Source organism: Stenotrophomonas maltophilia (assembly GCF_047497515.2).
Classification (GTDB): domain Bacteria; phylum Pseudomonadota; class Gammaproteobacteria; order Xanthomonadales; family Xanthomonadaceae; genus Stenotrophomonas.
In genome coordinates this window covers 498,286-516,541 of record NZ_JAXAXL020000001.1, presented here as the reverse complement: position 1 = coordinate 516,541, position 18,256 = coordinate 498,286, and the positions used below count along the sequence as shown (strand labels likewise).

General features: G+C 66.6%; 21 protein-coding genes. 16 read left to right on the top strand and 5 right to left on the bottom strand.

The annotated features are described in order from the left end of the window. Positions 1–3: 3 nt before the first annotated feature. Both ACMZPQ_RS02620 and ACMZPQ_RS02615 read right to left on the bottom strand, forming a co-directional pair. Complete coding sequence (locus tag ACMZPQ_RS02620) at positions 4–510, bottom strand: GNAT family N-acetyltransferase (protein WP_197581021.1); 507 nt, start codon at positions 508–510, stop codon at positions 4–6. A gap of 73 nt (positions 511–583) precedes the next feature. Continuing rightward, the gene (locus tag ACMZPQ_RS02615) at positions 584–841 is read right to left on the bottom strand and encodes a YjhX family toxin (RefSeq protein WP_040007459.1); all 258 of its coding nucleotides are present in this window, start codon (positions 839–841) and stop codon (positions 584–586) included. Between the two features lie 264 nt (positions 842–1,105). On the opposite strand from ACMZPQ_RS02615, the gene ACMZPQ_RS02610 reads away from it, so the two are divergent. Together ACMZPQ_RS02610 and ACMZPQ_RS02605 are read left to right on the top strand one after the other, a co-directional pair. Further along, positions 1,106–1,765, top strand: coding sequence for an HD domain-containing protein (locus tag ACMZPQ_RS02610; RefSeq protein ID WP_197581022.1), 660 nt, complete (start codon positions 1,106–1,108; stop codon positions 1,763–1,765). Between the two features lie 120 nt (positions 1,766–1,885). Next, the gene (locus ACMZPQ_RS02605; RefSeq protein ID WP_197581023.1) at positions 1,886–3,097 is read left to right on the top strand and encodes an MFS transporter; all 1,212 of its coding nucleotides are present in this window, start codon (positions 1,886–1,888) and stop codon (positions 3,095–3,097) included. Positions 3,098–3,113: 16 nt separating this feature from the next. Here the strand turns inward: ACMZPQ_RS02605 and ACMZPQ_RS02600 are convergent, their stop codons facing one another. Beyond that, positions 3,114–3,590 (bottom strand): MerR family transcriptional regulator, encoded by a 477-nt coding sequence (locus tag ACMZPQ_RS02600; RefSeq protein ID WP_197581024.1) that lies wholly within the window; start codon positions 3,588–3,590, stop codon positions 3,114–3,116. Between the two features lie 89 nt (positions 3,591–3,679). On the opposite strand from ACMZPQ_RS02600, the gene ACMZPQ_RS02595 reads away from it, so the two are divergent. The 7 genes from ACMZPQ_RS02595 (at position 3,680) to ACMZPQ_RS02565 (ending at position 9,119) form a co-directional block, all read left to right on the top strand. Beyond that, complete coding sequence (locus tag ACMZPQ_RS02595) at positions 3,680–4,918, top strand: oxidoreductase (RefSeq protein WP_197581026.1); 1,239 nt, start codon at positions 3,680–3,682, stop codon at positions 4,916–4,918. A gap of 92 nt (positions 4,919–5,010) precedes the next feature. Then, positions 5,011–5,484: a hypothetical protein gene (locus tag ACMZPQ_RS02590; protein ID WP_312647336.1), complete on the top strand. Its 474-nt coding sequence runs from the start codon at positions 5,011–5,013 to the stop codon at positions 5,482–5,484. A 184-nt stretch (positions 5,485–5,668) separates the two neighbouring features. Beyond that, positions 5,669–6,187: an SH3 domain-containing protein gene (locus ACMZPQ_RS02585; RefSeq protein ID WP_197581037.1), complete on the top strand. Its 519-nt coding sequence runs from the start codon at positions 5,669–5,671 to the stop codon at positions 6,185–6,187. 100 nt (positions 6,188–6,287) lie between these two features. Continuing rightward, positions 6,288–6,557: a hypothetical protein gene (locus tag ACMZPQ_RS02580; RefSeq protein ID WP_197581038.1), complete on the top strand. Its 270-nt coding sequence runs from the start codon at positions 6,288–6,290 to the stop codon at positions 6,555–6,557. A 139-nt stretch (positions 6,558–6,696) separates the two neighbouring features. Further along, positions 6,697–6,945: a hypothetical protein gene (locus ACMZPQ_RS02575; protein ID WP_049458780.1), complete on the top strand. Its 249-nt coding sequence runs from the start codon at positions 6,697–6,699 to the stop codon at positions 6,943–6,945. An 89-nt stretch (positions 6,946–7,034) separates the two neighbouring features. Continuing rightward, positions 7,035–8,738: an ATP-binding protein gene (locus ACMZPQ_RS02570; RefSeq protein ID WP_197581040.1), complete on the top strand. Its 1,704-nt coding sequence runs from the start codon at positions 7,035–7,037 to the stop codon at positions 8,736–8,738. A 135-nt stretch (positions 8,739–8,873) separates the two neighbouring features. Next, on the top strand, positions 8,874–9,119 hold the full coding sequence (locus tag ACMZPQ_RS02565; protein WP_197581042.1) for a hypothetical protein: 246 nt from the start codon (positions 8,874–8,876) through the stop codon (positions 9,117–9,119). 45 nt (positions 9,120–9,164) lie between these two features. Here ACMZPQ_RS02565 and ACMZPQ_RS02560 read toward each other — a convergent pair whose 3' ends face one another. Next, the gene (locus tag ACMZPQ_RS02560; protein WP_197581044.1) at positions 9,165–10,694 is read right to left on the bottom strand and encodes an FAD-dependent monooxygenase; all 1,530 of its coding nucleotides are present in this window, start codon (positions 10,692–10,694) and stop codon (positions 9,165–9,167) included. Between the two features lie 82 nt (positions 10,695–10,776). Here ACMZPQ_RS02560 and ACMZPQ_RS02555 point away from each other — a divergent pair, with 82 nt between their 5' ends. The 5 genes from ACMZPQ_RS02555 to ACMZPQ_RS02535 all read left to right on the top strand — a co-directional run bounded on the left by ACMZPQ_RS02555 (position 10,777) and on the right by ACMZPQ_RS02535 (position 15,592). Then, on the top strand, positions 10,777–11,421 hold the full coding sequence (locus tag ACMZPQ_RS02555) for a TetR family transcriptional regulator (RefSeq protein ID WP_197581045.1): 645 nt from the start codon (positions 10,777–10,779) through the stop codon (positions 11,419–11,421). A gap of 72 nt (positions 11,422–11,493) precedes the next feature. After that, positions 11,494–13,635, top strand: a complete 2,142-nt coding sequence (locus ACMZPQ_RS02550) for a TonB-dependent siderophore receptor (RefSeq protein ID WP_197581047.1) — start codon at positions 11,494–11,496, stop codon at positions 13,633–13,635. An 84-nt stretch (positions 13,636–13,719) separates the two neighbouring features. Beyond that, positions 13,720–14,394, top strand: a complete 675-nt coding sequence (locus tag ACMZPQ_RS02545; RefSeq protein ID WP_197581049.1) for a hypothetical protein — start codon at positions 13,720–13,722, stop codon at positions 14,392–14,394. Positions 14,395–14,558: 164 nt separating this feature from the next. Further along, on the top strand, positions 14,559–15,125 hold the full coding sequence (locus ACMZPQ_RS02540) for a UDP-N-acetylglucosamine acyltransferase (protein ID WP_049458660.1): 567 nt from the start codon (positions 14,559–14,561) through the stop codon (positions 15,123–15,125). Then, entirely contained in the window at positions 15,122–15,592 is a 471-nt protein-coding gene (locus tag ACMZPQ_RS02535; RefSeq protein ID WP_197581050.1) for an outer membrane lipoprotein, read from the top strand. The genes ACMZPQ_RS02540 and ACMZPQ_RS02535 overlap by 4 nt, the downstream gene beginning before the upstream one ends. 73 nt (positions 15,593–15,665) lie before the next feature. Here ACMZPQ_RS02535 and ACMZPQ_RS02530 read toward each other — a convergent pair whose 3' ends face one another. Further along, entirely contained in the window at positions 15,666–15,947 is a 282-nt protein-coding gene (locus ACMZPQ_RS02530) for a hypothetical protein (protein WP_197581052.1), read from the bottom strand. 203 nt (positions 15,948–16,150) lie between these two features. Here ACMZPQ_RS02530 and ACMZPQ_RS02525 point away from each other — a divergent pair, with 203 nt between their 5' ends. Both ACMZPQ_RS02525 and ACMZPQ_RS02520 read left to right on the top strand, forming a co-directional pair. Continuing rightward, positions 16,151–16,825 (top strand): response regulator transcription factor, encoded by a 675-nt coding sequence (locus ACMZPQ_RS02525; RefSeq protein WP_197581053.1) that lies wholly within the window; start codon positions 16,151–16,153, stop codon positions 16,823–16,825. Beyond that, positions 16,825–18,174, top strand: a complete 1,350-nt coding sequence (locus tag ACMZPQ_RS02520) for a sensor histidine kinase (protein WP_197581054.1) — start codon at positions 16,825–16,827, stop codon at positions 18,172–18,174. The genes ACMZPQ_RS02525 and ACMZPQ_RS02520 overlap by 1 nt, the downstream gene beginning before the upstream one ends. Positions 18,175–18,256: the final 82 nt, after the last annotated feature.

Sequence of the window (18,256 nt, the reverse complement as noted above, 5' to 3'; positions counted from 1 at the left end):
GGATCAGGCGGTCGCGTCGAAGGCCGGGGAGTAGCTCACCTCGCCCTGTGCCATCGGTGGGCGCAGGCACAGCGTCTGGAAGTACTCGGCAGGCACCCCCGGCAACACCAGCCCCGGTTCGGCGCGGAAGCCGAAACGACCGTAGTAGCCCGGCTCGCCCAGCAGCACGCAGCCCCGTGCGTCCTGCTGGCGCAGCACGCCGATGGCCGCGCGCATCAGCGCAGCACCGATGCCCTGCCCCTGCCGCTCTGGCAGCACCGAGATCGGTCCCAGGCCATACCAGCCGGTGCTGCCATCGGAAACCCTCACCGGCGACACCGCCACGTGGCCGAGCAGCACCTCATCGTCCCCGGCCACCAGCGAAACCGCCAGCTCACCACGCGAGCGCAATGCATCGACGATGAACTGTTCGGTGTGGCTGCTGTGCTCGGCCATGGCGAAGGCTGCTGCCGTCAGAGCATGGATGCCGGCGATATCGGCCAGGGTTTCAGCGCGGATGTTGAAATTCACAGGGCACCTCGTTCAGTGCGGGGAACCCGGCCAGCGGGCTCGAAGAAAGGGAAATGGGCCGACACGACGTGCATCAACGATTGTCCAGCTGCGGGCGCACCGCAACCAGTCCGGCACGGTTGATCCGATAGGGACGGCCGTCATGCGAACTGATCAGGCGCTTGTTCTTCAGCTTTTTGAAGACAGCCAGCGTGCAATCGCTCAGCAACAGGCCTTCACGGTTGAAGCATTCGACGCTGCGGACACGGCCAGAGCCGTCGCGGCTGAAGGCAATGCAGCCGCCCTGGGCGAGAACGTGCAACGTCCTCTGCTCCGCTCGGGAGATATTCATGGAAAGAGAGATCCTGCGTAATCGGAAATGCGGACGACACGGGCTGCCAACGGCACCCGGCCAAGGGAACACGCATTCGATAACCACTCCCGGCAGACACACGGGCAGGGTTATCCGATGACGACAATCTCCAACATGAAAACCACGCTCGGCAGGCGCCTGCGTGCTGCAGGCACGCGCACGGTACCCAGCGCCCTGCGGCGGGTCAACCTCTGCGCGGCCAGGATTGGGCGATAATTTATCTTTCATCTGCAGGAGGCAACGATGGACTGGGTAGCACAGGCACGCGAATTGGCCAGCCAAGCCCATGCCGGGCAGCAGGACAAGGCAGGACATCCCTACATCGAGCATGTGGCCCGCGTGGCAGCGGCAATCCATGACGACGACATGGCCAAGGCCGCAGCCTGGCTGCACGATGTTGTCGAGGATTGCACGCAGCACGCGGCGCAGGTGCAGGCCTTTCCGGCGCCGATCCGCGATACGGTGACCCTGCTCAGCCGGCACAGCGCCGCAGATGCCGACCAGTACTACGCACGGATCCGCCAGCATCCGCTGGCGCTGAAGGTGAAGCTGGCCGACATCGCCGACAACGCCCATCCGCGCCGGCTGCTGCAGCTGGCACCGGCGGTGGCCGACCGCCTGCGCGGCAAGTACGCCGCCGCGCTGGCCGCGCTCGGCGGCCGCATCGGGCCGGGCGCCGCATCAGGACCGGCGCCTTCGCGGCTGCTGCAGCTGATGGACGCGGCACACACGTTGACCGCGCTGGCAAACGAAGCCGACGTGGGCGCCCACCGCTGCCAGGACGCACCGCACCCACGCCGGGCGGAACTACTCAAGGTGCGCGACATCGTGCTTGCCGAAGTGGAGGCACAGATGACTCCGGAGACCTTCGTCATCTGGAGCGACATGTACGTGCGTCCTTGACCGCAGCCTGATAGGACGCGGGTCAGCACCAGTCAAACGCTGATTCTTGGCCATGGGCACTGATCACTGCTGCGGTGCAGCAGTACAATGGGCGGCTCCCCGCCCCCATCGCGCCCCCGCATGAGCCCCAACTCTTCCCTGGCTGCGCGGCTGACGCCCCGTCAGCGCACCCTGATCATCCTCGCCTTGTCACTGGGCGGTTTCGCCATCGGCACCAGCGAATTCGCCAGCATGGGCCTGATGCTGGAAATCAGCCGTGGCCTGTCGATCTCCGAAACCCAGGTCGGCCACCTGATCAGCGCCTACGCCATCGGCGTGGTGGTCGGTGCGCCAATCCTGGCCTTTGTCGGCGCCAGTTTCCCACGCCGCAAGCTGCTGCTGGCGCTGATGGGCTTCTATGCCGTCGGCAACCTGGCCAGCGCACTGGCACCGAACTACGGCACGATGCTGCTGGCCCGTTTCGTCGCCGGCCTGCCGCATGGCGCCTACTTCGGCGTGGCGATGCTGGTGGCTGCGGCCATCAGCCCCGCCGGCCAACGCGGCCAGGCGATGTCGCGCGTACTGCTCGGCCTGTCGATCGCGATCCTGGTCGGCAATCCGCTGACCACCTGGCTGGGCCAGCAGCTGAGCTGGCGTACCGCCTTCGCCCTGGTCAGCGTGCTGGCCATCGCCACGGTAGTGATGATCGCCCGCTTCCTGCTGCCCGATCCGGACGAGGTGCGTACCTCGCCGATGCGCGAACTGCGCGCCTTCAACACCTCCCAGGTGTGGCTGGCGCTGGCGATCGGCGCGGTGGGTTTCGCCGGCATGTTCTGCGTCTTCACCTACCTGGCGCCGACCCTGGTGCAGGTCACCGGCGTGGCCGAATCGTGGATGCCGCTGGCGGTGGGCGTGTTCGGCATCGGCGCGATCATCGGCAACATCGCCGGTGGCTGGCTGGTCGACCGGTTCCACTTCAAGGCGGCTGCGGTGGTGCTGCTGTGGTCGATCGTGATGCTGCTGCTGTATCCGCTGGCCGCGCAGTCGGTGTGGACCATCGGCCCGATGATCATCACCGTCGGCACCATGGGCGCGCTGGCGGCGGTGCTGCAGACGCGCCTGATGGACGTGGCCGGCGAGGCGCAGACCCTTGCCGCCGCTTCCAACCACGCTGCGTTCAATACCGCCAATGCGCTGGGCCCGTGGCTGGGTGGCATGGCGATCAGCGCGGGCTTCAGCCCGGCCAGCACCGGCTATGTCGGCGCCGCAACGGCCGTCGGCGGCCTGCTGCTGTGGGTGGTGGCGGTGATGCTGGACAAGAAGCGCAAGGCCGCCGTCGCCGGCAGCCGCTGAACACTGCGCCGGGTCGTCAGCCGCTGCCTGCGCGGCGACGACCCGGGCGCAGCATCGCCACATCGCCAGCGGCCAGCGTCGGCCGGGCCAGTTCGCCGCGCTGCACGCGGTCCATCACCCGTCGCGAATTGGCTGCACAATCGATGCCGTCCGGCCGCGCCTGGATGTCCTCGATCAGCGCCAGGAGGTGTGTCCGGCTCTGCGCCAACCGCAGCTGCAGCGCTTCGATGTCGGCCACCTTCTGCTGCAACATCGTGATCAGTGCATCGTGCTGCCACTGGCCCATGTCCGGTGGCAACAGGCTGCGGATCTCTTCCAGACTGAAGCCTGCACGCTGCGCGCCGATGATCAGCTCAAGCAGCAGTACCGCCTGCTCCGGGTAACTGCGGTAGCCGTTGGCCTGGCGCTGCACCACCAGCAGCCCGGCATCCTCGTAGAAGCGGATGCGCGACGCGGCCAGTCCGGTGCGCCGCGCCAGTTCACCGATCTTCATGGGCCTGAATCCTCGACATCGGAACCGATTGACCTTCAATCAAACTTGAAGGTTAGCGTAGCGCCATTCCCCTGTCCCGGAGCTGTCCGATGTCCCTGTTCTCGCCGCTGGCCCTGCCCTCGGGCGCCGTCATCCACAACCGCATCGCCAAGGCCGCGATGGAGGAAAACATGGCCGACGCCGACCACGCGCCCTCGGACGCGCTGCTGGAGTTGTACCAGCGTTGGGCCGACGGCGGTGCCGGGCTGATCATCACCGGCAATGTGATGGTCGATGGCCGTGCCATGACCGGACCGGGCGGTGTGGTGCTGGAAGACGATCGCCACCTTGATCGCTTCATCGCTTGGGCGGATACGGCCCGTGCACGCGGCGTGCAGATGTGGATGCAGATCAACCACCCCGGGCGGCAGATGCCGGCCGCGCTCGGCCAACCGGCGCTTGCGCCTTCAGCGGTGCCGCTGCAGATGGGGGCGATGTCCAGCCAGTTCGCACCGCCGCGGGCAATGACCGGGGCCGATATCGAAGAGGTGATCGCCCGTTTCATCCGCAGTGCCGAGTTGGCCGAGCGCGCCGGCTTCAGTGGAGTGGAAATCCATGCCGCACACGGCTATCTGCTCAGCCAGTTCCTGTCGCCGCTCTCCAACCACCGCGATGATGGCTGGGGTGGCAGCCTGCAGAACCGCGCGCGCCTGTTGCTTGAGGTCGTGCAAGGGGTGCGCACTGCGGTGTCGCCCACGTTCGCGGTGGCGGTGAAGCTCAATTCCGCCGACTTCCAGCGTGGCGGCTTCTCGCCGGAGGACGCGCGCGCCGTGGTGGAGATGCTGGCTCCGCTGGGTGTGGACCTGGTCGAACTGTCCGGCGGCAGCTACGAGGCACCGGCCATGACCGGCGCCGCGCGCGATGAACGCAGCCTCGCACGCGAAGCCTATTTCCTTAAGTTCGCGCGCGAGATCGCCACGGTGGCGGCGATGCCGCTGATGGTCACCGGTGGAATCCGCCGCCACGCGGTGGCTCAACAAGTGCTGGACAGCGGCATTGCGATGGTAGGCATCGCCACCGCGCTGGCGATCGAGCCGGACCTGCCAAAGCACTGGCAGCAGGGCCGCGACCCGGTACCGATGCTGCGTACCATCGACTGGCGCAGCAAACCACTGGCCGCAAGCGCACACATGGCTGCGGTGAAGTACCAGTTGGGGCGGTTGAGCAAGCGTCGGCCTACGGCGCCTGGCGTCTCCCCGGTATGGGCACTGTTGCTGGCGCAGGCCGGGGCAAAGTGCCGGACGCGGCGCTACCGCCGTTGGATCGGCGCCCGCACCACTGCCCACTGAGTCGATCAGGCTTCTCATCGCTGCATGGATGCCCCACCATCTGCAGATGGGAGGCAACCCGCCGCCCATCGACGCATGCACAAGGAATGGATGTGCCTGGCCCGACCCGGAACCGCGAAAAACTGCTTGATGACCTGCTCTCGCTGGGCCGCAACTGGGCACTGGCGATCGCCATCGCCGGTGCCGGGGCTGCGGTCCATTACAGCGAATCGGTCTACGAGGCCGGTCTCTGGCGCGGGCTGCTGCCCACCCTGTGCTTCCTGGTCGCCATCATCTGGATCGTGCTGAGCATCATCCGCTTCGACCTGACCCTCCAGCAGCACTTCGAGCGCAAGCGCACGCGCTGGCTCAGCCGCCTGTTGTACGTGGTGCTGCTCGGCATCGGCATCACCGCCGTGTTCTTCGTCACCGAACTGGCGGCCAACAACCACATCGCGCGGATGTGTGATTCGGTGGCCAACGAGCCTGCCAGCCGCATCCATCGGTCCGCCGAATGCCAGCGCCTGTACCAGCATCGGGCGGCGTACCGGAAACGGCTGGAATCGGCCGAGGGCGAGTTCGACTGAGCGCCTGGCCGGGCCGATGTGCAGCACCGGCCGCGTGGGATGCAATCCGGCGGAAGCCGGCCGACGCGTAGGAAAATTGCGAATTCCACCGTCAGGTAGTTGCCCGCCCATGCGGAGTCATCGATAGTTCTGTGCGATTGAACACGTCACGTGACGCAGCGCAGCTGCATGTAGAGGGAATTGCATGGATCGCACCACCATCACGGAAGGCCCGAGCCTTCTGACCCGGAACAGCGCCCGGATCACAGTATCGCTGGCGCTGGCGCTCATCCTCCAGCTGCTGGCTGTGGCGCCCGCGCAGTCGGCCGGGCGTGATATCCGTTATGTGGACACGGCCAGCGCGTTGGTTCGCCTGCAACCGGAAGGTACCGTCAGCGAAACGATCAACCGCGGCACAGCCGTCATCGTCAACCGGATCGAGCGCGGCTGGGCCAACGTCGATACGGACCGCCATTCAGGGCACTGGGTCTCTGCCAGCCTGCTGTGCAGTGGTGCAGGCTGCTGGAACCGATCACCCCCCTCCATCGGCGCCGCACACGCGCTGCCAGCTGCAAACGGAGTGCGCCTTGCGCCCGCCAGGGCGGCGCCCCGCTCGTCCTCATCCAATTCGTACAGCTGCCCCTGCTCGGCACGCTACAACTGCACTGGCCCTCGCGGGGGGCAGTACTGCATCACCTCGGGGGGCAACAAGCGCTATCGATGAACAGGGGGCACGTCCGAGCCCTCGCCATGAACACATTACGTGGATATCGTTTTCGACAGAGTGTGGACAACGCCCTGTTGTCTCCCGCACCGGAACGGCCATGCCCCCCCACTCCCGCCCCGCCCGCCACGACGCCATCGCCCTGCAGGCGGGCGTGCTCGGCAGCGTGCTGGGGCTGGGGTTGTTCAAGGCCATTGCGCTGTCGGCGCTGGCGAGCGGTTCGCTGCTGGTGATCGGGGTTTGGCTGCTGAGCTGCGCGCTGCTGGGGGCGTGGGCCCTGGCGGCCTGCCTGGCCTGCCTGGCACTGAGCCGGCGCGTGTTCGTGCTGATGCTGGTGCTGTGCAGCCTGCTGCTGATCTGCGTCGCCTGATTCAGCGCGTCCACCATCGCGACGGACACGGCAGCGCACCGCAATGGCCGCGTCCGCTTGATCCACCGCATGCACGCAGCTGACTGCGCCGTCACCGTCGTTGGGCAACGATGCGGCATGCGTCCCCACCGAGGTGTCCATGCCTGACTCGATCCACCCCGTCATCCGCGCCTTCGAGGCGGTGTTCAACCTGTCCGGTGGCGTCGAGCGCATTACTGCGCTGACCATCACCTGCCGGCACTGCGCCGAAACCACTTCGGCCAGCGAACACAGCCTGCTGCAGCTGCCGGGGGGCGCCTTGTTCCGTTGCGAACGCTGCGGTTGCCACCAGCAGGTCAGCCATGCACGGGTGGCAGATTGGCAGCTTCCCACGCTGCTGGGTGTATGAGCATGTGATGTGCGGATGCCGCGCGTGCCTGTGCAGGACGTGCTGACATGCACTCGGCTATGCTGCCGCACCTTTCCGCGTCGACGGCCATGCATCCTTTTCCCCTCTCCGTTTCCGCACCCGACCAGCTGGCCTACCGGCTGCTGCAGGACAGCGATTGGGCCCGTTCCGCCGCCGCCGCGAGTGCGCCTCCCGAACTGCGCACCCTGCTGGCGATGATCCTCGACTCTCCCGAGCCGCTGTGGATCGCGTGGGGCCATGAAGAAAAAGCGTTCTTCTTCAACGACGCCTATCTGCCGATGCTGGGTGACAAGCTGCACGGCGCAATGGGCAATCGCCTGCAGACCGTCTGGGCGGACGTCTGGCAGGACGTGGCGCAGGCCATTGATGATGCGTTTGCCGGCACCCATCGCAGCTTCAACAACCTGCCGCTGATGATGGACCGCGACGGTACGCTGCGGGAAACGTTCTGGACGTTCTCCTATTCGCCGCTGCGCGTGGGCAGCGGCGCAGTAGCCGGCATCTTCTGCGTGGTCAGTGAACAGACCGAGCGGGTGATCGAGCGCGACATGCACAGCCGCCAGGTTGCCGCCATCACCGAACAGGCGCGTGAGGCGCACCTGGAGTTGGTCCGTGCGCGCGAGCAACTGCGGCAGTCGCAGAAGCTGGAGGCCATCGGCCAGCTCACCGGCGGCGTCGCCCACGACTTCAACAACCTGCTGCAGGTCATTACCGGCTCGGTGGACATGCTGCTGCATACCTGGCCTGGCGACGATCCGCGCCTGCGTTACGTCCAGGCCATCGGCAGCGCCTCGGACCGGGCAACCCGGCTCACCGCGCAGCTGCTGGCATTCTCGCGCCGCCAGAGCCTGTCACCGGAGGTGTTCGATCTCTGCGAGAGCGTGCAGGCTCTGTCGGACATCATCAGCACCGTGCTCGGTGCGCGCATCTCGATGTCGGCGAACCTGCCCGGCACACCGCTGCCGGTATTGCTGGACCGCACGCAGCTGGACACCGCCCTGATCAATATCGCGGTCAATGCGCGCGATGCGATCGACGGCCAGGGCAGCGTGATGATCGATGTCGAACAGGTCACCGCGGTGCCATCGATCCGCTTCGCCGCGCCGATGAAAGGCGCGTTCGCCGCCATCAGCGTGACCGACAGCGGTGCAGGCATCGATCCGGCGATCGTCGATCGCATTTTCGAGCCGTTCTTCACCACCAAGGGCGTGGGCGCCGGCACCGGCCTCGGACTCAGCCAGGTGTTCGGCTTCGTAAAGCAGTCGGAAGGCGAGGTGGATGTGAAAAGCGAGGCGGGTGTCGGCACGCGCTTCACGCTCTACCTTCCGTTGGCACAGGCGGGCGCCAGCATCGTCCGTGCGCAGCCGCAGCCCGGCCTGGTCCACGGTCACGGACTGTGCGTGCTTGTGGTGGAAGACAACGTCGATGTGGCCGAGTTCGCGGTGGGTGCACTGCGCGAACTTGACTACAACGTGGTGCTGGCACGCAACGCGGACGAAGCGCTGGCGGCGCTGGAACAGGAGGCTGCGCGCTTCCACGTCATGTTCAGCGACGTGGTCATGCCCGGCACCAACGGGCTGGACCTGGCGCGTAACGTCCGCAGCCAGTTCCCGGATCTGCCGATCATCCTGACCAGCGGCTACAGCGAACTGCTGGCACGCGACCCGGGGCATGGCTTCACCCTGCTGCGCAAACCCTATTCGCTCAAGCAGCTGGCCGCAGTGATGACCGAGACGGGGCGACAACGTTCGCCAGTGCCGGTACGGGCGTAGCGGTTTCTGCGCCGAGCTAGCGCCGACTATCGCGCACTTGTTACACCATAACAAGTGCGCTTGGATAGATTGCGCGCGCCCGCTGTCACGCATTTGAATCGCAGGGCCAGTCCGGCATCACCCCCGAGAACCCCCATGACCCCGTCGTCCCTGCTCCGTGCCACGCTTGCCTTGATCGCCGTGTCCGCTCTCAGCGCCTGTGCCACCTATGACGACAACGCGATGCACCCGGCCTGCCAGGAATCACCGCATCTCAAGGACCTGCCGCCCGACGTGGCCGCGCGTGAAAGCCGCTGCAACAAGGGCATGGAGGTCTGGTCGAGCGAGCGCAAGGGCAGCGACAAGCCGCTGGACCTGAGCGGCAAGAAGAAGGACCTCTGAGCACCGCCGGCGCAGCCCTCGCCGGCTGCGCCGCGGCCGCGCAGATCAGGCCGGCGCCAGCGCACCGAACCAGCGCTGCAGCGCCTCGGCCAGCCCCATCGCGTCGCCGCCAGCATCGCAGGCCCAGGCCACGATGCCGTCGGGCCGGACCAGCACCGCGCCCAGACCCAGTGTGTCGTGCACCGGCGAAGCGATGCAGCTTAGGCAATGCCAATCGCGGTCAATGCCCTCGCAAATCGCAGAATCGGCGTCGAACACCAACAGCACACCGCCTCCGGCGCGCAGCAGCTCGCCCGTGCGACGGCCATCGTCCAATCGGAAGTCGGGGGCGCTGCGGCCGACCAGCGAATGCCCTTCGCCCAGATCCAGCCGCTGCGCAACACCCCACACCCGCTCGGCCAGATAGGTCGCGCCATCGCGGGTCTCGGCCAGATCGGCCATCACCGCCGCCAATGCGCGTGACCCGGCGCCGGGTCGCATCAACGCCACCTGCGCACGCGACCAGTCCAGCACCCGCGCACCGATCGGATGCCGCTCAGCGCCATAGCTGTCCAGCAGCGCGTCGTCGGCCTCGCCGCGCACCAGCGACGCCAGCTTCCAGCCAAGATTCATCGCATCGCCGATGCCCAGGTTGAGCCCCTGCCCGCCCAGCGGCGAATGCACATGCGCGGCATCACCGGCCAGCAGCACGCGTCCGTTGCGATAGGTCGTCGCCTGGCGCGCACCATCGGTCCAGGTGCTGTGCAGATGCAAGGTGGTGATCGTTGCATCACGACCCGAGACACGCCGCAACAGGGCCTGCGCCGCGTCCCGATCAAGCGCGGTGCGGTGGCCGACACCACCATCGAAATCCGCCAGTGCCAGCACCCCCGGTGCATTGAAGTTGCACATGCCGTGCGCGGTGTACTGCCGGCCCGGCGTCAGCATCGACGGGTCCTCCAGTTCCACCAGCAACGAGTGGCCGGTGAACTCCGGATCGGTGCCGGCGAAATTGAAACCACCGTGTTTGCGCACGGTGCTGCGGCCACCATCACAGCCGACCAGCCAACGACCGCGGACCGCCCCCTCGTTCGTTTCGACCACCACCGCGTCGTCGCCAGCACGCATGCCCTGCAACGCACGGCCACGCTCGATACGCACGCCCAGCGCGGTTGCGCGAGCGCTCAGGACGGCTTCCAATGCATGCAGCTCGACCGCCATCTGGGTGCCGACAGGCGTGGCCAGCTGATACGGCCAGTGCCCGCGATCAACGTTGTCCAACGCGAACGGGATGCCGGCAAAGTGACCGCCCAGCGCCCGTGGCTGCGCCAGCCAGTGCGCGGTGCCGGGTGGTGGCGCGCCCTTGTCCGGCTTCAGCACCTGGGTCGCGGCCACCGCCTCGAGCAGGCCACGCCGGTCCAGCGCCTCCAGGGTCGGCGCATTCAAGCCGCGCAGGCCGAACGGCAAGCGCTTCAATGGCGACTCGGGCGACCCGGCGGCCTCCAGCACCAGCACCGAACAGCCGGCCCCGGCCAGCTCGCAGGACAGGAACAGCCCGACCGGGCCCGCCCCGGCAATGACGACGTCGTACAGCATGAGGATTCCTCGTGAGCACCGGGCCGGCGCTCTGGCGGCCACAATGTTACACTCGGTGTACGTTTCTACAAATGAACCGCCAATGACTCCGTCCCCTGGCCGCCGCGAACAGCGCAAAGCCGAGACCCGACAAGCGATTTCCGACGTTGCCACCGGGCTGATCATCGCGCGCGGCTTCGAGGCCGTGTCCATGTCCGAGATCGCCGAGGCGGCCGGGGTCTCGCGCAAGACGGTGTTCAACTACTTCGCCAGCAAGGAGGACCTGGTATTCGACCGTGACGAGGAAGCACGGACCCTGCTGCGCGAGGCCATGCGGGCGCGCAGCGGCATGACCCCGCTCGCCGCCTTCCAGGCGCTGGTGCGCGAACTGCTTGAAGACGGCCATCCGCTGTTGCGGATCAACCCGGGCGCCGCCGCGTTCTGGGCCACGGTGACCGACAGCCCGGTGCTGGTCGCGCATGCCCGGCGCCTGCAGGCGCAGCTGACCGACGATCTGGCGCAGTTGATGGCGGAGACGGCCGGACGGCCACCCGATGATGCCGAGGCACGTTTGGGCGCAGCAATGCTGATGGCCTCGATGGTGGCCGCCTACGAAAAAGGACTGGCCAGCCAGGCGCTGGGCGAGGATCCGCGCGCCGCGATGGTGCAGCTGATCGTTCGCGGCGCCACCGGCGTACTGGCCGCCCTCGCCGGCACTCCATACACCGACCCCGGCGCACGTCCATAGCGCATTCGGGGGATAGGTCACGAAGTATTGCAAATGCTAATCTTTCTCATTTGCAGCCAACACACCCCCTCCATGCCCCTGCCGATGCTCCACCATCGCGCCCTTTCCGTGGCGCTGACCCTGCCCCTGGCCGCGCTTGCCAGCGCTGCCGAACTCTCGACCAACACCCCCACCGCGCTGGACAAGGTGGAAGTGCGTGGCCGCGCGCAGACCCTGTACCGGGTCGACGATGCCGCCGTGGGTACCCGCACCGACACGCCGCTGGCGCTGGTACCGCAATCGATCCAGGTTGTGCCACGCGAGCTGATCGACGATCAGGCTGCGCGGCAGGTCACCGACCTGTACCGCAGCATCAGCGGCATCAGCTTCTTCAGCTATGCCGGTGTCACCCTGCGCGGCTTCCGCCAGGAGAACGTGCTGTACGACGGCTTGCGCGGCGATCCGTACGCCGGCTTCTCGGTGCCGCAGCTGTTCAACATCGAGCGCGTCGAAGTGCTGAAGGGCCCGGCCGGCGCGCTGTACGGCGGCGGCGACGCCGGCGGGGTCATCAACTACGTGACGCGCAAACCCAAGGCCAGTACCGAGCGCCGCATCGAAGTGCAGCTGGGCAACAAGGACTTCCGCGCCGGCTCCATCGAAGGCACTGGCCCGTTGAATGCCAGCGGCAGCGTGCGCTACCGCGCCGGGCTGTATGCCGACACCGAGCAGGGCCTGCGCTGGAATGCCGACAGCGAAAGCGTGATCGGCGATGCCTCGCTGGCCTTCGATGTCGGCCAGACCGGCGAGCTGGTGCTGCAGTTCACCGACATCACCCAGAACCTCGGCGGCAACCGCCTGCGCGGCGTGCCGGTGAACGATGCCGGCACCTTCCTGACCGACCGCCGCTGGAACCACAACGAAGCCAGCGATTTCCTCGACATGCGCGCCAAGGTTGCATTGGCGCAGTATCGCTTCGCACCGCGCGACAACCTGGATGTGGATGTTGCCGCACGCTGGTTCAGCAACAACGAGCACCAGATGTATCACGAGCCGATGGGCTTGATTGATCGTGATCGCGACGGCGTGGCCGAGTGGATGACCCGGCAGCTGCGCAACCAGATCCGCGACAACGAGGCATTTACCGCCAACGCCAATGCGGTGTGGCGGGCCGACACTGGCCGCATCGGACACAAGGTGCTGTTCGGTGCCGATGTGTACCAGCTCGACGCCGACTTCACCGCTCAGACCGCCAACAGTGCCGATCTGGCACGCGGTGCCGGCCCGGTGCGCGGCATCGACCTGTTCAATCCGGTGTACGGCGCCAGCACCTGGCACGACTACAACCTGGCCGCCCTGCCCTGGCGCAGCACCTCCACCCGCAGCAAGCGCTACGGCGCCTACATGCAGGACGAACTGGCACTGGGCCCGCGCTGGCACGTGCTGGCCGGGCTGCGCTGGGACGGCTTCAAGGATGAGGATCGTCTCGGCGCCAGCCGCGTGGACGGCAACGATCTGAGCTGGCGGCTGGGCAGCACCTTCAGCGTGCGCGAGGGCCTGAACGTGTACGCCAACGTGGCCAGTGGCTTCGTGCCGCAGAGCGCGGCGAACCAGAACCCGGCGGCGGGTGGGCCATTCGACGCCGAGCGCAGCAAGCAGTGGGAAGTGGGCCTGAAATCCCTGCTCGCAGATCGGGTCACCTTGAACATGGCGGCGTACCGCATCGATCGCAGCAACATCGTGCAGGCCACCGGCGAAGTACAGAACGGCGTCAACCAGCTGGCTGCGCTGGGCCTGGTGCGCAGCACCGGCATGGAGCTGGACCTGCTGGCCGATGTGACCGAACGCTGGGTGCTGAACCTGACGTACGCCTACAACGACGCGCGGGTGAAGGATGCCGGACCGGGCGGCATCACCAACGCCTCCGGCGACCGCTTCGCCAATGCACCACGCAACAAAGTAGGGCTTTGGACGCGCTACGACCTGCCGACGATCAACTCGGCGATCGGCTTCGGCGCCGACCACGTCGGCGAGCGTGTCAGCCTCGATGGGCAGACGGTGAAGGCCTATACCGTGTTCGACATGAGCTGGAAGACCACGTGGAAGCAGTGGCAGTTCCAGGCCAACGTCAAGAACCTGTTCGACAAGGTCTACGCCGCCAGCGGCTTCATCGAACGCAACGGGCATTTCCCTGGAGAGCCACGACGGGTGTATGCCCAGGCCGCTTACAGCTTCTGAGCAGCCGCTCACGGTCGCGCCGAGCCCATGCCCGGCCGCACCCGGCGTGATCTAATGGCCTTCCCATGGATGAGGCCTGATGCAATGACACGGATCCGTACCTTGCTGCAACGCGCATTGCCGCTGGCGCTGCTGCCCCTGCTTGCCGCCTGCCAGAACGAACAGGTGAGCGAGTTTTTCAATCCCCCTCAGGACGTGCAGGCCAGCAGCGAATTCCGCATGAGCTCCCCGCCGGGGCTGGTGCACAACAATCTGTTGTCATCGGCCTCGGTGAAGGACGGTCAGGCCCGGGTGGATTCGGGCGGACTGGGCTACCTCGATATCCGGTTCTTCCCCATTACCCACGCCGATGCGCTGGATACGATGGACGCGCACTGGCCGTCCTCGCGACGCTCGCGCGACAGCGAGCCCAATCTCGCCGGCATCGATTTCAGCAGCCACTTCGTCTTCCTGGTCGCGCATCCCGAACTGACCGGCTACGCCGCGATGAGCAGCGGCCAGTACGCCACGTTCTTCAGTTCGATGAAGGTCGCCTATCTGGATGACCGTGTGGTGGTGCACCTGGATGCCTCGCGACTGGGCGACATCAACCCGATGGTGCTGCTCGGCAGCCCGTGGGCCGGCAAGCTGTACACGCTCGAACGGCGTGGCCGGAAGCAGTTGGAAGTAAAACTGTACGAGAACCGTTACCAGTTCACGCTGGTGCCGGAGGTCGTACCGGGGGAGGTGTCCGAGATTCCACCGCCCCGCGTGCGGTGACGCCTTCAGTGTCATGCCGACGCCAGGCGGCAACAGGCCCCGATTCAGGTATCCTTGCGCGCAGTCAGCCACACCCTCATGCAACCACTGCGGTGCAGCACGGACGTTGCCGACGAAGACACGATTCACCATGGATGTTTCAACGTAATCACAGGGGAAAATGGATGAAGAAGTTCCTGTTCGCAGCGATCCTCGCTGCGTCGCTGGCCGGTTGCACCACCAATCCTCCGCTCAACTTCTCGGTCCCGAACGTCGGGGTCAGCAGCAAAAAGATTGATGGTGAGCTGAAGTCGCTGACGGTCACCCTGGCGCGCCCGGATGAGGCCAAGGGCAAGATTCCGGCGCAGGCCCAGCACGAAGTGCCGCAGATGTGGCAGAACGCGCTGACCGAAGCTCTGAACAAGATGGCGGTCTTCCGCGACGATGCGCCGGTAAAGCTGAGCCTGTCGGTGAAGATCCTGGCCATCGACATTCCGAATTTCGGTGCATCGATGACCACCAAGACGATCGCCCGGTATGAGCTGATCGACCGCGCCACCGGCAGCATCGTCTACACCCAGGATGTCAGCGCCTCCGGCGAAGTACCGTTCAACTATGCCTTTGCCGGCGTGATCCGCGCCCGCGAGTCGATCAGCCGCTCGGCGCAGAACAACATCGCCCAGTTCCTGCAGGCGCTGGAGACCGTGGACATCACCAAGCCGATGTTCCCGAACAAGCAGGAAGCGCCGTGAAGCGCCTGCTGCTGGGTGCATCCGTTGCCGCAATGCTGACGGCCTGTGCGCCCAACGTGCGCACCGACAGTTACTCCATCGGTTCGGTGGGACAGGTCAATCGAACGGTCGGCGGTACGGTCATCAGTGTTCGCTCGGTGAGCATCGACGGCAGCCAGGGGGGCGGCGCGGTCGCCGGCGCAGCCGCTGGCGGCGTTGCCGGTTCGACCATTGGCGGTAGCGATCAAGCGGCCGCCATTGGTGCCATCGGCGGCCTGGTGGTGGGCGCGATTGCCGGTGCCGCATCCGAACGTGCACTTTCCAGGACGCAAGGCCTGGAGTACGTGGTGCAGACGGAAAACGGCAACCTGATGACCGTTGTACAGGGTCCCGATCCGGTGTTCAGCACCGGCATGCGGGTCCTGGTGCTGTATGGATCGCCCTCGCGCATCATTGCCGATCCGCGCCAGGCGAAGACCACGCCGTAACCGCCCAACGATGCCCCTTGCGAGGGGCATCGTTGTGTTGGGCGTATCGCCGGCAATCCACCTCCTGCCGGCGTCAGTGCGAGCAGGACACCAGCATCGAGCGGGTGGCCATCTGGGTGGAGGTGAAGCCGTTCTTGTTGCCCACCGCGATGGCATTTCCTTCGTCGCCATCCTTGCTGAAGACCACATAGCCACCCGGGCACATCTGCCCGGCCTTCTCGTAGCAGCCACTCCAGGAACTGGAACCGCTGCAGTCGATGGAAACGCCACGGCGGCCATCAGGAGTGACGGTCAGCTTGGCGGTGGTGCAGCCGCCCAGCACGGCAACGAACAACAGCGGGATCAACAACTTCATGGGCACTCCAGGGGTTGGGAATCAGCAAACGGGCGCCAAGGCTGGAGTGCCCGGATTGCGCGAACCTTGCGCCACGCAGCGATGGGGCGACGTCGGCGGCGGGCCCTGAAGCCACGCCATGTTCACGCAATGTTCCTGTAATACGGTGCCGGCGCGTGCCGACGTCCTCCCCTCTGCGCCCCCTTCCCGCCCGATTCCCGCCGATGCACATCCTGCTGATCGAAGACGAAGCCGAACTGGCTGCCACCTTGAAGTCTGCCCTGCAGCGCGAGCGTTACGTGGTGGACCTCGCCAGCACCCTGGCACTGGCGCGCGAAGCCGCGCTTTGCGGGTCGCACGACCTGGTGCTGCTGGACCGCACCCTGCCCGATGGCGACGGGCTGGGCCTGATTCCCGTGCTGCGCGCGAACAATCCGGGGGTTCCGATCATCGTGCTCAGCGCGCTGGGACAGCTGCCGGACCGCATCGCCGGCCTGGATGAGGGCGCCGACGACTACCTTGCCAAGCCCTTCGCATTGGAGGAGCTGTTCGCGCGGATCCGTGCGGCCGGGCGGCGGCCAGGCGGCATGCAGGTAGAGCCGGTGAGTATCGGCCGGCTGCTGTTCGACCCCGCCTCGGGCGAGGCCACGGTGGGCGGGCAGCGACTGGAGCTTCCGCGCCGCGAGATCCGGGTATTGGCGGCCCTGGCCCGCCGGCTGGGCCGCACCGTGCTGCGCGAGTCCATTGAAATGGCGGTGTACGGCTTCGACGACGGCATCCATTCCAATACGCTCGACTCGCATGTCTCACGCCTGCGGCGCAAGCTGACCGACGCGGGTGCAGGGGTGGAGATCCATGCCATCCGCGGTGTCGGCTATCTGATGCGGGAAACGAAGTAATGGCGCGCCGTCCTTCACTGAAGCGCCCGCTGATCGTCAAAACACTGATCTACCAGCTCCTCGCGCTGCTGGTGGCGTTCTTTGCGTTGCTGATGGTGCTGGTGCGTGCCGACAGCGGCGGCTACTACACCATCCAGACCTTTGCCCCGGTGGCCGCAGAGGCCGTTCACCGCGACAGCGCGGGTGAACTGTATGTGGAGCACACGCCTGAGCTGGCCGAGCTGCTGAAGATCGTTCCCGGCGCGTGGTTCATCGCCGAGGATGAGCATGGCCACCACGTGACCTTCGGCCACGTTCCACCCGCCTATGCGTCGCTGGTCGGCACCCTCGACGGCATTCCCTATGCCGACCTTCGCGGCCGCGGCCGCAGCGACGGCCTGGCCGCGGTGATCCGCCAGCACAGTGGCCCCGCCGGCAAGCTGACCATCATGGCGCATGGCGAAACCGATTCGCTGACCTGGCAGATGGCGCTGGCCGCACACATCATCACCCTGCCGATCTTCCTTCTGCTGGGCCTGGCCACCCTCATCCTGACCCCGATCATCGTGCGCCGCGCCCTGGCGGGTGTGGAGCGCATCGCGCAGGAAGCCCGCAGCATCTCCGCCAGCCGCCGCGGCATCCGCCTGACGGAGACCGCCGTACCGGTGGAAATCGCGCCGCTGGTGACGGCGGTGAACGAAGCACTGGACCGCCTGGACGAAGGACACGAGCGGCAGCGCCGCTTCATCGCCGCCGCCGCCCATGAGCTGCGTACCCCGATCGCGATCCTGCGGGTGAAGATCGATGCGGCCGACGACGCCACCTCGCACAGCCTGGCCGTGGAAGTCGCGCGCCTGGCGACGCTGGCCGAGCAGCTTCTGGACCTGCACCGCATGGAAGCGGAGGGACCCAAGGACTCCCTCAACCTGGCCCGCATCGCCAAGCGGGTCGTCGCTGATCTCGCCCCCCTGTTGATCCAGTCCGACAAGACGGTGGCCGTGGCGGTGGAACCGCACTTCCCGGTGCTGGGCGAGTCCGGCGCCATCGAACGGGTGCTCTCCAACCTGGTTCTGAATGCCGCCGAGCATGGCGGGCGCCACATCATCGTGCGCGTGCAGGGCAGCTGCCTTGAGGTGGAAGACGATGGCCCCGGCATTCCGGTGGACCAGCGCGAACGCGTGTTCGAACCCTTCCAGCGGCTGCGTCCCCGGCAGACAGGCGCCGGACTGGGATTGAACCTGGTGCGGCAGGTGATCGAGCGCCACGGCGGCCACGTCACGATCCTGGATGCATCCGGTGGCGGCGCCCTGATCCGCGTCGAGTTCCCCCTGCATCCCGGCGTCACCGGCACGCCCGCGCCAGCGCACTGAGCGCACCCCTGCCACACGGATGACTCTCGGCTGTCCATGCGCAGCAACCGGAATGGAGGCGCAAGGTTGCCGCAATGTTCGC

Bases quoted from the DNA above. Each gene is read 5' to 3' on its own strand.
- ACMZPQ_RS02610 (WP_197581022.1), top strand. From the start codon at position 1,106: ATGGACTGGGTAGCACAGGCACGCGAATTGGCCAGCCAAGCCCATGCC.
- ACMZPQ_RS02525 (WP_197581053.1), top strand. From the start codon at position 16,151: ATGCACATCCTGCTGATCGAAGACGAAGCCGAACTGGCTGCCACCTTG.
- ACMZPQ_RS02560 (WP_197581044.1), bottom strand. From the start codon at position 10,694: ATGCTGTACGACGTCGTCATTGCCGGGGCGGGCCCGGTCGGGCTGTTC.
- ACMZPQ_RS02575 (WP_049458780.1), top strand. From the start codon at position 6,697: ATGCCTGACTCGATCCACCCCGTCATCCGCGCCTTCGAGGCGGTGTTC.
- ACMZPQ_RS02570 (WP_197581040.1), top strand. From the start codon at position 7,035: ATGCATCCTTTTCCCCTCTCCGTTTCCGCACCCGACCAGCTGGCCTAC.
- ACMZPQ_RS02565 (WP_197581042.1), top strand. From the start codon at position 8,874: ATGACCCCGTCGTCCCTGCTCCGTGCCACGCTTGCCTTGATCGCCGTG.
- ACMZPQ_RS02605 (WP_197581023.1), top strand. From the start codon at position 1,886: ATGAGCCCCAACTCTTCCCTGGCTGCGCGGCTGACGCCCCGTCAGCGC.
- ACMZPQ_RS02530 (WP_197581052.1), bottom strand. From the start codon at position 15,947: ATGAAGTTGTTGATCCCGCTGTTGTTCGTTGCCGTGCTGGGCGGCTGC.
- ACMZPQ_RS02520 (WP_197581054.1), top strand. From the start codon at position 16,825: ATGGCGCGCCGTCCTTCACTGAAGCGCCCGCTGATCGTCAAAACACTG.
- ACMZPQ_RS02545 (WP_197581049.1), top strand. From the start codon at position 13,720: ATGACACGGATCCGTACCTTGCTGCAACGCGCATTGCCGCTGGCGCTG.
- ACMZPQ_RS02550 (WP_197581047.1), top strand. From the start codon at position 11,494: ATGCCCCTGCCGATGCTCCACCATCGCGCCCTTTCCGTGGCGCTGACC.
- ACMZPQ_RS02555 (WP_197581045.1), top strand. From the start codon at position 10,777: ATGACTCCGTCCCCTGGCCGCCGCGAACAGCGCAAAGCCGAGACCCGA.
- ACMZPQ_RS02585 (WP_197581037.1), top strand. From the start codon at position 5,669: ATGGATCGCACCACCATCACGGAAGGCCCGAGCCTTCTGACCCGGAAC.
- ACMZPQ_RS02615 (WP_040007459.1), bottom strand. From the start codon at position 841: ATGAATATCTCCCGAGCGGAGCAGAGGACGTTGCACGTTCTCGCCCAG.
- ACMZPQ_RS02540 (WP_049458660.1), top strand. From the start codon at position 14,559: ATGAAGAAGTTCCTGTTCGCAGCGATCCTCGCTGCGTCGCTGGCCGGT.
- ACMZPQ_RS02580 (WP_197581038.1), top strand. From the start codon at position 6,288: ATGCCCCCCCACTCCCGCCCCGCCCGCCACGACGCCATCGCCCTGCAG.
- ACMZPQ_RS02600 (WP_197581024.1), bottom strand. From the start codon at position 3,590: ATGAAGATCGGTGAACTGGCGCGGCGCACCGGACTGGCCGCGTCGCGC.
- ACMZPQ_RS02595 (WP_197581026.1), top strand. From the start codon at position 3,680: ATGTCCCTGTTCTCGCCGCTGGCCCTGCCCTCGGGCGCCGTCATCCAC.